The organism is Shewanella sp. DAU305 (genome assembly GCF_026802235.1).
Classification (GTDB): domain Bacteria; phylum Pseudomonadota; class Gammaproteobacteria; order Enterobacterales; family Shewanellaceae; genus Shewanella; species Shewanella baltica.
This window is the reverse complement of sequence record NZ_CP113808.1, coordinates 3,801,505-3,815,897: the sequence shown is the minus strand read 5'-3', so window position 1 is coordinate 3,815,897 and position 14,393 is coordinate 3,801,505. Positions and strand designations below refer to the sequence as shown.

Annotated in this window: 12 protein-coding genes; 5 read left to right on the top strand and 7 right to left on the bottom strand. The window is 45.3% G+C overall.

Going from position 1 to position 14,393, the window contains the following annotated elements:
* Window positions 1–267 precede the first annotated feature (267 nt).
* The 3 genes from OX890_RS16085 to OX890_RS16075 all read left to right on the top strand — a co-directional run bounded on the left by OX890_RS16085 (window position 268) and on the right by OX890_RS16075 (window position 2,972).
* A complete protein-coding gene (locus tag OX890_RS16085; RefSeq protein ID WP_268649571.1) occupies window positions 268–1,395 on the top strand; it encodes a polysaccharide deacetylase family protein in 1,128 nt (375 codons plus the stop codon).
* Between the two features lie 214 nt (window positions 1,396–1,609).
* On the top strand, window positions 1,610–2,395 hold the full coding sequence (locus tag OX890_RS16080) for a hypothetical protein (RefSeq protein WP_268649570.1): 786 nt from the start codon (window positions 1,610–1,612) through the stop codon (window positions 2,393–2,395).
* 154 nt (window positions 2,396–2,549) lie between these two features.
* Entirely contained in the window at window positions 2,550–2,972 is a 423-nt protein-coding gene (locus OX890_RS16075) for a DUF3224 domain-containing protein (protein ID WP_006080939.1), read from the top strand.
* A 353-nt stretch (window positions 2,973–3,325) separates the two neighbouring features.
* Here OX890_RS16075 and OX890_RS16070 read toward each other — a convergent pair whose 3' ends face one another.
* On the bottom strand, window positions 3,326–3,880 hold the full coding sequence (locus tag OX890_RS16070; protein ID WP_012588155.1) for a BON domain-containing protein: 555 nt from the start codon (window positions 3,878–3,880) through the stop codon (window positions 3,326–3,328).
* A 333-nt stretch (window positions 3,881–4,213) separates the two neighbouring features.
* The gene (locus OX890_RS16065; RefSeq protein ID WP_268649569.1) at window positions 4,214–4,669 is read right to left on the bottom strand and encodes a glutamyl-tRNA reductase; all 456 of its coding nucleotides are present in this window, start codon (window positions 4,667–4,669) and stop codon (window positions 4,214–4,216) included.
* Window positions 4,670–4,918: 249 nt separating this feature from the next.
* On the opposite strand from OX890_RS16065, the gene OX890_RS16060 reads away from it, so the two are divergent.
* Window positions 4,919–6,289: a sigma-54 interaction domain-containing protein gene (locus OX890_RS16060; protein ID WP_259505540.1), complete on the top strand. Its 1,371-nt coding sequence runs from the start codon at window positions 4,919–4,921 to the stop codon at window positions 6,287–6,289.
* Window positions 6,290–6,478: 189 nt separating this feature from the next.
* Window positions 6,479–7,183, top strand: coding sequence for a DUF4937 domain-containing protein (locus tag OX890_RS16055; protein WP_268649568.1), 705 nt, complete (start codon window positions 6,479–6,481; stop codon window positions 7,181–7,183).
* On the opposite strand, the gene OX890_RS16050 is transcribed toward OX890_RS16055, so the two are convergent.
* From OX890_RS16050 to OX890_RS16030, 5 genes are all read right to left on the bottom strand, one after another.
* Complete coding sequence (locus tag OX890_RS16050; RefSeq protein WP_268649567.1) at window positions 7,137–8,828, bottom strand: diacylglycerol kinase family protein; 1,692 nt, start codon at window positions 8,826–8,828, stop codon at window positions 7,137–7,139. The genes OX890_RS16055 and OX890_RS16050 overlap by 47 nt on opposite strands.
* A gap of 156 nt (window positions 8,829–8,984) precedes the next feature.
* Entirely contained in the window at window positions 8,985–9,179 is a 195-nt protein-coding gene (locus OX890_RS16045) for a hypothetical protein (RefSeq protein WP_006085205.1), read from the bottom strand.
* Window positions 9,180–9,203: 24 nt separating this feature from the next.
* Entirely contained in the window at window positions 9,204–9,380 is a 177-nt protein-coding gene (locus OX890_RS16040; RefSeq protein ID WP_011846326.1) for a DUF1328 domain-containing protein, read from the bottom strand.
* A gap of 551 nt (window positions 9,381–9,931) precedes the next feature.
* On the bottom strand, window positions 9,932–12,703 hold the full coding sequence (locus OX890_RS16035) for a leucine-rich repeat domain-containing protein (protein ID WP_268649566.1): 2,772 nt from the start codon (window positions 12,701–12,703) through the stop codon (window positions 9,932–9,934).
* Window position 12,704: 1 nt separating this feature from the next.
* Window positions 12,705–14,099: a KAP family P-loop NTPase fold protein gene (locus tag OX890_RS16030; RefSeq protein WP_268649565.1), complete on the bottom strand. Its 1,395-nt coding sequence runs from the start codon at window positions 14,097–14,099 to the stop codon at window positions 12,705–12,707.
* Between the last annotated feature and the right edge of the window lie 294 nt (window positions 14,100–14,393).

Here is a 14,393-nt window from a genome sequence, read left to right as displayed (position 1 = left end):
GATTGGTATTTTTCTATTGTGTTTAACGCGAGGGCGGCGGTGATTTCAACTTGAATGCTGATGGACGATTTAACGATTTAACGATTTAACGACTTAGCGTAGAAAAGTATGGCTTGTTGCTAGGATGGTATAACTAACGCTGGCTAGATTACTCACTATAGATAAGCCGAGCGAATGAGTGCGAGACTGTGTGCGAATTGAGATGCATGGGCGTTAACTCATTGCTTTTTAATCATTAGCCTCAAACATTATCTATAGGATGAGATCATGAAACTGAAATCGATAGCCGCCGCAGTTGGACTCTGTTTAGCGAGCGTAAGTCTTGCCCACGCCAGCGATAAAACCATTTACCTCACCTTTGATGATGGTCCAATTGACGCGACTTTAGGGGTATTGGATGCGCTAAAGGATGCCAATATCAAGGCGACCTTCTTTATCAATGCATTTCATATGTATGGCGAAGGGGATGAAAACGAAGCGTTAGCGGCTGTCGCCCTGCAACGTTTATTAGACGATGGTCATATTCTGGCGAACCACAGTTACGATCATATGCTGCATAACTGCACCGATGGCGTGCAATCGGGGGCGGTTTATTGCAATCAAGTGGGTCTATGGCCGGTGAAATCCTATCAAGATGCGGCCACCGACTTTACCTACTTTGTGACGAACACCGCCAAAGTGGTTGAGCTTATCCCTAATGCCGCCAGTTATCCTAACAACAAGATGACTAAGTTGGCGCGTTTGCCCTATACCAATGGCTGGCGCGTGAGCAGTAAACTCAAAGGCGACGGCTTGTGTGCCACCTCTGATACTGTGCCGCCTTGGGACCCTGCTTTTGCTTGTACCGCCGAAACCTCTACCAACAGTTCGCAAGTTGCGGTGCAAATTCAAAATATGCTCGCCGAGAGTGATTATAAAATATTTGGTTGGGACTTTGATTGGGGGCCAGAGGATTGGGGCGTGGCTTTTCCTGCTGAATCTATGGCCGATGGGGTTGAGCTGGTGGATAAAATCAATCAAGTGATCAACACCTGTGCGGGCACCACAATGAACCCTCTCAACAGTCGCACGCAAAACTTAGACTGCAGCGATGGTTTGCACGACGGTAAAGTGGTGATCTTGACCCACGACTTCCTGTTTGAGAATGCGCACCGTGGTCAAGGTGCGACCATCAATTTGCCTAAAATTAAACGCTTCGTGGAAGAGGCGCAGCGCCAAGGATACCGTTTCGACACGCTAGATAACTATGCCCCTGCTTGGCAGGATCAGCATGATTATCAGCAGCCTGATTTTGTCTCGTATCAAGATAAAATCTATTCCTTAGTGCAAGCCCATTTCTCCCAAAGTAATTGGCAACCGAGTCAAACTCCAGCCTTGTGGAAAAACGAGAAGTAGCTAAGTGTTGGGCTGAGTATTTACTCGGCCCATAATATTCACCGAGTAAAGGACATGTTGCTGAACTTAGCCTGACAAATTTCAAAATAGCGTCACTTTTTTACACTTTACCCACTCCGCTTTAACTCAGTATCTGTAATACTGCTCCGACATTGATTTGAAGTTGATCAGTGTTAGAAAAGCAGCGCACAAAGCGCGCGATTGGGGAGAGAAAATGAGTACGTTTGTAAAGTTAACCTTAGCGGGCACCTTAGTGATATTAGCCATACTCGCCGCAGGTATTTACCGTTTCAACATGACCAATGATGATATTTATATGGTGATGGAAGATGGTAAGGTCATGCAATACGACGAGGCCATGGCGCAGGAGAAAACGCAGGCACAGGCCAATGAGGTTGAAGTGGTGACACCGCTTGAGGTTAAGCCGGTGGCGAATGCGTCGGAAGTGATGCTTAAACTCTTTAGCTTAAATACCGCTAACCCGTTTGAAATTACCCTACCAGAGGGCGGTAAATCGGTTGCCTTGACCCATTTTATTAAGATCAAGCAAACGGAATTTGCGATGGGCGATTATCAAGATGGCGAGGTAAAAGGCCGAGTATTACTGGATTATTTACGTATTACGCCGTTAAATTTCGATCCCGCTTTAGAGCCTGATACCCAGAGTAACGCGCCAATTCAAGATGATCCTAAAATGCAGACTATGCCCTTTGTGGCACCGTTTATTGTGACGACTCAAGGTTCGGGGGCATTTTGGTATCTTGGCTTGTTTAGCCTCGATTTTGAACACAATAACTTGAAGCATTTAGGCAGCGTTATGCTGGGCGATCGCATCGAGGTGGACAGTATTGAACCTGTTTATCCCTTCGAAGCTCCGTTCAAAATTGCCGTGACTTATCGCGATAGAGCGCCTGATCAACCTATGTCTGAAAGCCCTGAAATCGTCAAAACCTTAGAGGTGACAGTCAGCGAAACTGGCATCATTAACATAAATCAGTAGTGAGTAGTCGTGCGCAACGGGTCGTGAGTAAATGCATTATGGATCTGTGCAGGCTTGTGCTAAGTTATTTTTCGTTCCGTGTGTGATGCTTGCCGCAGCGGCAAGTTTTCTCGGGTAGATAGACTTGGCATAATGTTTTGACAAGGAGAGTGTCATGCAAGTTAGCAAAATCACTGGGAAATTTGATGTTAAGCTCACCCCAGATAGCACCTATGCTACGGGTGTGGGCGGCGTGACGTTAGGTCGTATGGGTTTAGATAAAACCTTTTATGGCGAGCTTGAGGGCCGTAGCCAAGGGGAAATGCTCAGTGCAATGACGTCAGTCAAAGGCTCGGCTGGCTATGTGGCGATTGAGCAAGTGGTTGGCAAGGTGTGTGGTAAACAGGGTAGTTTCGTGCTGCAACATTTTGGCATTATGACCGATGGACAAAACCGTTTGATCTTAGAAGTGGTTCCCCATTCCGGCGCGGGCGAGTTGCAGGGCTTAACGGGCACTATGGCCATCAGTATCGAAAATGGTCAGCATTTTTATGAGTTCCAGTTTGGCTTTGAAGCCAGCGCTGAGCCTGCATTTTAACGCGACTTCAGGCATGATTTTTTAGGCATGATTGTTTCTGAAAATATAGTTTCAGGCACTATTGCTTAAGGTGTTATCGCTTAAGGTACTATCGCTTCCAGCATTAGCCTGATGTCGTTCAATGTTCCTATTTCGCTTTCTCAACCTAGTTTTATCTATTTGTCCTAGAAAACCTTGCTTGATTGAGTGACATAATGGACATAAAAAAACCAGCCTAGGCTGGTTTTTTGTTATTATTTTTTCTTATCAATCGAGTTCAAAAGTTGAGGCAAGATTAACGCCTTGTACTTAACTCTGACTGTTAAAGCGCTACTTTTTAAAGCTAGTTTCAGAAAGTGCAGCTTTAGCTAGCGTTAAGAGGCTTTTTTAACGACTTTGATTTTATCGACAACTTTTTTCACATCGTCGGTATTCTCGGCAATTTTCAGCGCTAACTGACGTTCGGCATCGCTAGCAACTTCACCTTTTAAGGTGACGATACCATTAGCGACATCCACATTAATCTGAGTGCCGGAAACATCGGTTGAAAACAGTAAGCGGGTTTTGACGACTGTGGCCACTTTAGAATCGGTCAAAGTCGCGACAACTTCACTGGTGCCTTCTTTCTCATTCATCACAATGAGTTGATTATCGACATCTTTTACGCCGTCTAAACTTTTGATCAGTTCAGTGGCAAGGGCTTTATCGACACTGCTTTCCACTTTACCCGTTAACGTCACGTTTCCCTCTTTGACATCCGTTATAATGTCAAAGGAATTGAGATTGGTATTGAGCAGTAAAGTGGTTTCAGCTTTACCATCGATCCACGCATCCTTAGCCCCGTCCTTCCAATCTTGAGCTGCTGCGACATTTAAACTGATTGAGCCGACAAGTAAGGTCGCTAGTACTGATGCTGTTGTGGTTTTCATAATCATATCCTCCGTTGTTTTCTCGATGTTAGATATTGCGTGAATCGTGCCAACATTGTTAAGTGACTGATTTGAAGGTGTTTTATTGCTATTTCTGATGTTTTAATGAAAGGGTTATTTTGCTTAAGTCGGTCTTTTTTACCGACAAAATGTAATTTTTTCTGGCAAGCGAAGTCATCTTTAAAGCATAAAAAACCGCACGACTGTGTGCGGTAAAGTGTGTGCGAAATAGTGTGTGGAGTAGCAAACGGAGCGTTAAAGCTGGATATCGCCAGGTAAAGAGGCTCATACTGATGCGCACTAATGCAAACTGATGTAAACAGGTGCAAAGGATTACCCAGGATTGAGCGAACTCATACCATCGCAACTGATTTGCAGCCAAGCGGCGCCTTCTGCGAGCTGATTGGCAAGTTGTGGCTGATGTGCTTGCCTTACTGCTTGCTTCATCTGGGTTAACACTTGCTGCTCTATAACGACAAGTGCGGCCATCGCCTGCGATATATGGCACTGATGCAGCAACTTTGTCGCTTGAGTGTAAGTGGCAGGTATCGTATGACTCAGGCCATGAAGCGGCTCGCTAGACAAAGGGCGCAGCTGCTCAAATCGCCTCAACATTCGCTGGTGGATATTCGCTTTGGTCGAAAAAATACGCTTAAGGTTATAGTCTTCGACGTACGTCATCGCCTGGTTGTAAAATGTGAGTCCTTCTTGATTGAGCGTTATCATTTCATCGATCAACATGATATCGGCGCGGATATCAGTCTGATGTTGCACAACATTAGACTTCATTATGGGCCTCCTAATGCCAGTGTTCGACATAGCCTTGTTTAACTGCTTGGGTCAACTAATTGAGTTTCGTTCAGCTACCATGCATATTCTGTTCTCGTTTTTAATGATATGTTAACAGGCTGATTTTTAGACTGATATTCTCGGTTCATTACGCCATCTTCTTAGAATATCGGCAACTATTACCGCTGCTGTTGTTAAAATTTCACGACTGACATACAGTAGCCCTTCATACACAGGGAGTGGGATAGCATGGCTCGATTGACACTTTTTTATCACCTGCAGGATGTAAACGCCGAACAAGCCATCTTAGAACTCGCCGGCGCTGCCGACTTTAATAAGCTACGCAGTGTCGATGATTTGCCTTGGATAGAACAGCTTGAGGCGAATCACGTCGATGTTGCCATCATTGAGCTGTCCAGCCTTAGCCGTGAGGATTATCTCGGGCTACTGGATAATGTAGCTCTGTCTAATATTGAGTTTATTTTTCTCTCCGACGGCCAGCCGAACCCCAATCTTGATCAGTTAATGTCGCATTTTGCCGGTTATCATTTTCGTAAACCCTACGACATGACGTTAATCAGCGATATTTTCGCCGATTTTGCCCAGTATCTAGTGTCATCCCCAATTCGGCCTCGGCCTTTTTCCAGCGAGCTAGACCAATATGGTTTACTTGTCGGTTCCTCTGCTGCGATGCATAAGCTGTATCGCACGATTCGCCGCGTCTCTGCGACCGACAGTAATGTGCTGATCATTGGTGAGAGCGGGGCGGGGAAAGAGCTGGTCGCCAATACCATACATCTTGCCAGCCCTAGGCTGAACGAGCCTTTTATCGCGATTAACTGCGGCGCCTTAAGCCCTGAATTGGTCGATAGTGAGTTGTTTGGCCATGTAAAAGGCGCGTTCACTGGCGCTCATCGCGATCACAAAGGCGTATTTGAGCAGGCAGAAGGCGGAACCTTATTTCTCGATGAAGTCACCGAAATGCCAATTGAGCATCAAGTGAAGTTACTCAGAGTGCTTGAAAATAGTGAATATCGCCCCGTTGGCGGTGCCAAAGTGCAACTCGCCAATGTGCGGATTGTAGCGGCAACCAATCGTGATCCCATCGCGGCAATCGAGGCTGGGCAATTTCGCGAGGATTTATATTTCCGTTTGGCCCAGTTCCCTATCCGCGTTCCGCCATTAAGGGAACGTGGCGATGATATTCTTGGGTTGGCGCAGCATTTTCTTGCCTATCGTAACGTGGCAGAAAAGCAGAATAAAAGCCTCGCTGATGACAGTGCGCAGATGATCGCTGCGTACCCTTGGTCGGGTAATGTGCGTGAATTAAAGCATGCCATTGAGCGAGCCTATATTCTGGCAGACCAAGAGATTTTACCCAGCCATTTACAGTTGCCACAGGCAAGTGAAATGGGCGCTTCTGGCGATGACCAAGTCGTTATCCCGCAGGGCATGCGTTTAGATGACTTAGAAAAAATCGCCATTTATCAAGCATTAGAAACCACTCAAGGCAATAAAACCGATACTGCCGAGCAACTGGGGATCAGCGTGAAAACTCTCTACAACAAGCTCAGCAAGTACGAGCAGCAAGTCGAAGCGGGTGAATCGACGGTGGAATAGTTTTTTGCGCTCAAAAGCCGTAGATGTGAGTGAATTTAATATCTCATTGAGCTTTATCCTGCGGCTTTAGCCATCTTAAGCATACCGTTGATGTGGTTGCTAGCAAGGAGGTTTAAGCCAAGTGGCATCGGCTCTTTGGAATTGGATTTCACTACGCTAGGCCACTTTTTGCAGCGTTAGGAGCGAGATTTGACGATAGTAAAGTTGATTACTTGTCAGGTTGAAAATGAACAAGAGCAAGATTTTTCTCAAAGCCAACAGATATGGAAAGCGTTGAGCAACTGCGTAGGTTTTAGAGGCCAGTTCGGTGGTTGGAGTCAACCCGAAAGGCAGGCGATTATTGTGGGCGTATGGCAATCAATTGAAGATGTTACGGCTTTCATGGGGTCAGTTCACGATGAGCTGTTCTCCAAAAGTGGTCAGCAAACAACTTATAAACAGTGTGATGTCCATTATTTTGAAAATATACTGAGTATCCCTTCGCTAACTCATCATCCTGCAGATCAAAATGACAATGTCATTCGCTTGGCTTATTGCCGAGGAGTGCAAGATGTCGAACGTTTTTTAAGTGACCAACGAACGATTTGGAACGCCCATCTTGGACAAGCAGACGGCATGCTTGGCGGTTGTGTCGCCCGCAGTCTAAAACAGAGTGACTACTTCATCGTTATGACGCGCTGGGCGTCGAACCCAGCTCATGAAAATTACGTAAAAACCGTTCTGCCAACCCTTAAAAAGCAAGTGTTACCTGAAAGCTATATTGAAAATATGTCGGGTTGTTTAGTGCAGGAAGAATGCTTATGGGAAGTCGTTCCTAGTAATGACTCAAGCGTGCCAGCAAGATGTATCAACCATCCTCTTCAGTTATTTCCTGATAAGGCACAAACACTTTAAGGGATGCGGGTTGGACTTCAATAGTGAGATCTGCGGGTTCAAAGATTTCGCCATCAATCACATATTTACACTTGGGCTGACTACTAATATTCACTTTTTTCGCATGGGCGTGGTGGACTTTGGTCGCGGTAGAAGGCGCATTAGGTAGCTTTGAATGTGTGTCTTTATTACCTTCTTTTACCCATCCAGCAATGGCTAATTCGGCCAGACTAAGGAGCTGTTCCTTGGGTTCATCCCCTGAATCTAGCCAGGTAATATCGAGCAGGCCATCTGTCATGTTTGGCTCGCCATCGCCCTGCGCTAATACGCTGGTAAACGGGGCTGCATTGGCAACAATGAGGCTATGGGTGGTCAATGTTGTGGGCTCGGCATCATCTAAGCTGAGCTGTACGGTTAAAGTGATATCGGCATTGACGGCGCGCCATAAACCATCGAGGTAGGCAAACTGGCCGAGGGCATTTTTACGTTCACGGTTGGCAGATTCAATCATCTGCTGTTCAAAGCCTATCCCCACAAGTAACAAGACTAATTGTTCATTACAACGAGCTGTATCAATGGCTTGGTAATGCCCTTGGATAATATTGTCCAGCGCCTGAGAGACAGGAATGAGCTTACTGCCTAAACCAAATAGCGCGTGGCTGAGGGCGTTAGTCGTGCCTAACGGAATGATCCCTAAGTCGATGTCAGTGTTCACTATTTCCGATGCTACCTCTGTCACTGTGCCATCGCCACCACAGGCAATAATGATATCTGCGCCGCTATTGCGGGCTTTTTTGGCGAAGGTATTTGCGGTGATATTTTCGGTAGTGAGTTTTAACGTTAGGTCAAAATAGGCTTTTAGTTCGTCTTGGATTTGCTCGCCATATTGTTGCCATTTGCCGCCGCCGGAGACAGGGTTAGCGATAATCCACGCCACTTTATGGATGTTGATTTTGCCTTGCTTGAGCATGTGTTCAAGGGCACGTAATTGCCATTTGTTTAAGCCCGCGGTTTTGCGGACTTGTTTAATTTGTTGTAATACTTCGGCGAAGTTACGCTGTTTATCTTTACAGACTAAATAGGCGGCGAGCACCAGTACTGAACGGCCGCGCCCCATAGCACAGTGGATCAGCACCTGTTTATTGGCGCGCACTTGGCGATGCAACCAGTTAACGGCTTGATTGAGCTGGGCGCTGGTCGGCACGCTATGGTCGAGGATGGGAATGTTTAAATACTCGATATGATCTTCAAACTGCGACCAATCTAAGCCATCAAATTCGGCGGTCACATCAAGAATTGCGGTGATCTTATTGGCTTTGATTTTCTCCAGATCCGCAGAAAATAATCGGCAGCCGAGATACAACTGCTCATCTATCTTTTGCATCGACGGCACTGAGTCGCGTTTTCTCGCCCAATGGTTATACAGCCGGCTACCCAATAGAAACGGAATAAAGCCCCAGCGAATATACCAAGGGATAGTGCCATCTTGGCGCTTTCTAAAGATGCTGGCGAGATTAAACCAATAGGCTGAACCGACTAAAAATAGCGACAGGCTCGTCCAAGCCCAAATAAAGGTGAGCAGGGGAGACGTGCCCGTTACCGCAAAATAGGCTAGCAGTACGGCACCTGCTAAGTAGAAATATTTGATGTGGATTTTGCTTAGCATACGCGCCCTCCAATGCTGTTCATTTGATTTTACCGCTGGCTGACTGCATCGGTGAATCGCGTCGTTGAAATCAGGTTCTAACGCAAGTTTAAATTAGGTGCTAACTCAAAAGGGTGGCAGTAGACGAGTCTATTGCCACCTTAAAATGAGGTTTGTTTAGCACTTAGTATCTTTAGCTTTAACACCTTCTTTGACTTCTTCACAGGCATCTTCGATGGCATTACCTGTATCTGTCATCACTTCATCAATTTTTTCACCCGCGTCTTCGGCTTTGTTATCGCTACAAGCGGTTAAACCGAGGGCGAGTAATAATGCCAGTGAAGCGCTTGTCATCAGAGTAAATGGTTTCATATACATCTCCTTTTTAAAAAATAATTAAAGTCGCGGTGACTTACCTCTAAAGGCATTAACCAGCAGGGAAATCACTAATAACACAATAAAGATTAAGAAAATGATTTTCGCTATGCCCGCCGCTGCGCCAGCTATCCCAGTAAATCCTAATAGGCCTGCAATAACAGCAACAACCAGAAATACTAATGTCCAACCTAACATATGAACCTCCTGCCCTTGTCTTAATCCTTCGCATGACCGTTTGTGTCATTTGTAAGGTAACGGCTAATGGTTATTTCTAGATTGCGAACATAATGCCAACTTTGCATATTTTAATTAGTTTATTGATTTTAAATGAAATTTAATTTATTAGTTTTAAGTGGGCGCGAATGTACTAAACGTAGTACAGGCAATTTTTACCTAAGCTTCGGTAAGAGTTTCAGCCTAATATTGGGATTTGAGACGTTGGAGCAAAGCCTTGTTTGAAGGTCGGGGAGCTGAGATTGATGACAAATGAAACAGAATAAAAAGCCGACACTGTTAATCAATTAATCCAATAACTAATCAGTGTAGGCTTGAGTATCCTTTGGTTTTTTAACGCCAAGCAATCGCTATGATTAAAAACACGCGGCACTCAATGATTGCAGCCATTAAAACCTCCTTGTTCTATGTGCCGCCATGCGAGTGTGCTGGATGCGAGCGAGTGCAGCAGTGCAAATCGGATGGAGTCATTACTTGCCAATATGTTGAAATTAATCAGCAAGCTATCTCCGTCAATCAAGATGTACTTTGATGTACTTTGGTAAGCTTTTTAGGCTTGCCGAATCAAGCTGGTCACATCCGCTAGCATATACCTCTCCTAAGCTTGGCAGTTTGGCCAGAGGCGTGAGATTGGACACTTGGGTGTGGGATATATCAAGGTCTTTTAGCCCTATTAATTTTTTTAATGGCGTTAGGTCTGTGATAGAAGTGTTGGCTACCTCTAAATTCCATAATTTAGGCATGTTGGCCAAAGGGGTCAAGTCAGATATCTGAGTATTATTTAGCCTGAGCAGTCTAAGCTGAGTTAATTTCGCTAGCGACGCCAAGTCTGTGACATCAGTATTGCTGCAAATCAGATAACGTATATTAGTCAAATTGGCCATTGGTGATAAATTGGTCACTTTAGTGCCGTGGAGCACAAGAGTATTTAGTTGTCGCAGTCCCGCCAATGGCGTCAGTTCGGAGACTTGAGTGTATCCCATATAAAGAGCATAAAGCTTTGATAGCCCTAATAGGGACGTTAAATCTGCCACGGTAGTGCCCGAAAAAGAAAGCCATTCAAGTTCGGTTAGCTGGGCTAAGGGTGATAAGTCTGAGACTTGTGTGTCATTAAATTTGAGAGTGTTCAGTTGGTTTAAATTTTCTAATTGATGCAAGTTGTTCACTTGTGTACGGCTTAAATCCAAGTTTTTCAAGTAGGTCCAAAGTTTAAGCGGCCGTAGATCGGCCGATTGTAAGCCGCTTAAATTGAGACTCGCTGCATTCTCATGTCCACAACGTGCGAAAGCGACCGCTATCGCCTTGCGGCTCAAACTCTCTTCGTTATCATAATCGCGGCAAAGCTCGGGCCACAGGCTATAGATGGATGCTGAACCATCAAACTGTCCTTCGGTGAAATTATGTATCCACAGCTCAGTGACTTGCTGCTGGCGGTAGTTGGGGGAGAGCTTAACCGCAGGGTTGAGGATGATTTTACTCAGCAGATGCAGCGCATGATCCACCTTATCTCCGAATATGTCATCTCTGTCGGGGAATTTTTCAGTAAGCTGCTCAACTGTACCAAACAGCTTGTCGATAAATTGGCTGTGTTGCTGACGGCTATTGCCGTTTTGGGAATAGTCTTCAAACACCAACTGCCAGCATTCGAACCAGCTTTGGCTATTACAACTTAAGGTCAGGGAGTCGACCAACGTTGAATTACAGCTCAACTGTGACCATTGCCCACTAATAAAGTGGGCGGCAAAATATTCCTGAAAAGACAAGTGACTGAAGGCAAATACTGCCTCGTGCCCTTGCTTGGCATCCTGACCCCTGTCGATCAAAAAGCCAGTACGGCGCTTGATATAATCGATCAAGCTTTTGGCGGTTTGTTGGCATTTGTCTTTATCTTCATAGACTTCTTCTAGCTCTTTAGCGAAGAATCTTGTCAGTTCACTTTCTGTAAGGCTGGTGACGCGGCCAACCTCATTATCAAAATAGAGCTTTTCAATTTGAACACTGTTGTTGCCAGTTTTACCTAATAATTCACTCAGCTTGCCTAACTGCATCGCATAGGCCAGTTTCGCCAGCCAGTTGCGTATGTCGGTATAGTCGAAATCTTCGCTGTCGATAAAGTTATTTTTTATGCCTCTGGCCCTGTCCATGCTAACCAAATAGGTCTCGATGATTTTCTGGTAGAGTTCTGCCCGACCATTAGGCAGGCGACCACGGCGTTGTTGAATAAAGCTGATCATATTCAGCAGTACAGGGGTGCGCGATAAGTTATTGAGCGCATCGTTACCGTCAAAAGCGGCCTGTAGATCGTCGATAAACTGCGCTTGTGCATCGCTAGTGTTTACATAAATGTGGCACCATTTCTGGCTGAACTGGAGTCGCTGCTCATTATTGAGTGGCTGGATATAATAGAGCCCAAAGTCATGCAGTTGGGATGCATCAGTCTTACGCTTAAGTCTGTTTGGATTAGCTAGCTTAGGGTTAAGCCCATCTTTAGCCTGAATATCAAGTTCATCTACCTCATTCAATTCGTGTAAATCTAGTGGCTGATTTTTATCAATATTGGCAAAGGGCCAAAGCAAGGATGCATCGAAACCAACAACCCGCGCGGTCATAATGCATCGGCATGATGGATATTGGCTAAACAGAGTTGCTAGAGTTTGCCCCAGATTCAGCATTTCCTGCTTGCCGATTTCATCCAACCCGTCGACCAACAGTAAGACCTGACCATTGACCATGACCTCAGTGAGCTTATCTAGATCCAACAGTTCACCAAGGGAGCCTAAATAACTCTTAAGATTGGCGATAAACTGCTCTGCGTTGACGGACGTCGTGAGAAAGGCACGAAAATCCCTCACCCTTAAAAGGATTGGCAGTAAGGGCCCCATAGCCTGTTGCACATAGTTACTTCTATGATGGGCTAGACTTATTGCCAGCCAATGCAGAAAAGTCGTTTTGCCAATACCTGGATCACCTAATATAAATTGGCGCGGTTTTGCTGCTAACAGCTTGGCTAGACTGATGTTGTCTTTGGCCTGCAGCGTTTGCTGCGCAGTATCGAAGTTTTTGGCGCTGGTGGCACTGGTGCCAAAGCTTGGTAGCACGAAGAGATCATCGATAAAGGCACTGTCTTGATCTGTATCGGCATCATCATCCAATAGAGCTAGGCCTTGATTATTCAGGCAACCATAATAGTCTGCTAATTGGCGGCAATAGCGGTCAAATCCTTCACGGTAAAGGTCAATAAATTTGCTTTTATCCGAGGGCTCAAATTCGGGGAAATACTTCATATTATTCGGTCTCTGCGCCTGCGGGAGTGGGGGTATTATAGGATTGGATAAGTTTATGCAGGTAATCTCCCCAAACAGGTAAGTTACCATTTGCTTCTATTTCTGTTAGTAAACTAGCGAAGCGAAATTCGGTGATTTTATTGGGATGAATAAATGCGCCCCGTGCCTCGGTATTCGAACTTGTAAGATGTTTAAAGGCGGGTATTTTAGACTGAACTCGTGATGAACAAAATTCAGCAACATCATTAATTGACTCAGGGTTAACGCTGAGCATCTCGTATATTTCTCTGTAACTCACATAAGCGCTGGCGAGAAACAGCAGGGATTGAGCATGGTATTGAGTTTGCGCTTCGCCGTTGGTTTTGCTGATAAATGCTGCCAAACGATTACAGATCATTTTCAGGCGCCGAGGATTCGCTGGCAGATAATTTTGCCGCTCGAGTTCAAGCTGTATTTCTGCAATGATGCCTGCATAAGATCGGTGCACTTCTGTGAACATTCTATTCAGATTTTTTTCAACAAAGTCAGCAATTTGCTTTTTGTCTGCAATAGGTAATCTGTGAGCATCTTGGCATAGTTTTTCTAGATATTCTGTTGCATCGTGATTCGATACATCTTGTATATTGCCCGTATTTCGTAGTTGAGCGTGTTCGAGCTTAAAGCTGGCTTCCAACTGCGCAGGATCGATAGCAATAATGAAAATACAGTTTTCTAAGTTGAGGTGAACCTTGATGCCCTCAAGCAGTTTTTTGGCTGTTGCCGCATCGCAGCGATCAAGATCATCGATAAAAATAATACATTTTCTATCTGTGTTAGGTATATCAGCCAAGTCTGTCAGTAAGTGATCTATGGCGGTGCTGAGTGCATTGTTTATCTGATCGGTTGAGAGTTGGCTCAGCAGATTATCTTTCTCGTATTTATCGCCGATAGATTGGATCTTATCTAGGCCAGAAACCATTCCTGCACTGAGAGTCTTGATCACGCCATCAAACACGCTAAGACCCGCGACCATACTGACGCTTGCAATTTTTCCTGCTTCGTCAAATAGTTTCCTTTTTTGGCTAAAGGACTGACGCATAGTATGCATAAGGGCGATAATGGGCTGGGGCTCATGTTGATAGCGCCATGCTTCGAACCATACGCCATGGTAATGCGGGGTAGCATCGTTAGAGGTAGGAACCGCTTCACCCTTTATCGAAGGTGGATTCTCACCGAATAACTGTTTATACAACTGTGCTAAAACGCTGGTTTTACCGCTGCCCCAATAACCTGTAATAGCGATGGTTTTAGGTGCCTGACTCTGACGTATCTCTTCAGCGATACCTTCAACAAAAGTAGTGTAAAGGCCGAAGTCGTCGGTTAAGACGGGCAAGTCGTTTAAGCTTTGATGAGCCATGCGGTATCCATATCCTAGCAGTACATACAATTCGATTAACGAGTCGGTATCTTACGGTGTTTTCCCTTTAGATTCTATTGGCTTGTTAGTCAGGCTTGACCGTATGCGGATGGTCACAGTGAATGCCATAAGTTGCAGGTGAGCGCTATCGCGGCAGTAGCCATCGGAAAAATGGACTTTTCCGTTGAGCCCCAAAGGATGGGTTTACGGCGTGCCACTGGAGCGACAGTGCTTAGCGGCATTGGCACAAACAGAGCCAATAACTCAAGGGATTAGATTGGCAATAAGGTAGGC

Bases quoted from the DNA above. Each gene is read 5' to 3' on its own strand.
- OX890_RS16040 (WP_011846326.1), bottom strand. From the start codon at position 9,380: ATGTTAGGTTGGACATTAGTATTTCTGGTTGTTGCTGTTATTGCAGGC.
- OX890_RS16080 (WP_268649570.1), top strand. From the start codon at position 1,610: ATGAGTACGTTTGTAAAGTTAACCTTAGCGGGCACCTTAGTGATATTA.
- OX890_RS16030 (WP_268649565.1), bottom strand. From the start codon at position 14,099: ATGGCTCATCAAAGCTTAAACGACTTGCCCGTCTTAACCGACGACTTC.
- OX890_RS16050 (WP_268649567.1), bottom strand. From the start codon at position 8,828: ATGCTAAGCAAAATCCACATCAAATATTTCTACTTAGCAGGTGCCGTA.
- OX890_RS16070 (WP_012588155.1), bottom strand. From the start codon at position 3,880: ATGAAAACCACAACAGCATCAGTACTAGCGACCTTACTTGTCGGCTCA.
- OX890_RS16065 (WP_268649569.1), bottom strand. From the start codon at position 4,669: ATGAAGTCTAATGTTGTGCAACATCAGACTGATATCCGCGCCGATATC.
- OX890_RS16060 (WP_259505540.1), top strand. From the start codon at position 4,919: ATGGCTCGATTGACACTTTTTTATCACCTGCAGGATGTAAACGCCGAA.
- OX890_RS16085 (WP_268649571.1), top strand. From the start codon at position 268: ATGAAACTGAAATCGATAGCCGCCGCAGTTGGACTCTGTTTAGCGAGC.
- OX890_RS16075 (WP_006080939.1), top strand. From the start codon at position 2,550: ATGCAAGTTAGCAAAATCACTGGGAAATTTGATGTTAAGCTCACCCCA.
- OX890_RS16045 (WP_006085205.1), bottom strand. From the start codon at position 9,179: ATGAAACCATTTACTCTGATGACAAGCGCTTCACTGGCATTATTACTC.
- OX890_RS16035 (WP_268649566.1), bottom strand. From the start codon at position 12,703: ATGAAGTATTTCCCCGAATTTGAGCCCTCGGATAAAAGCAAATTTATT.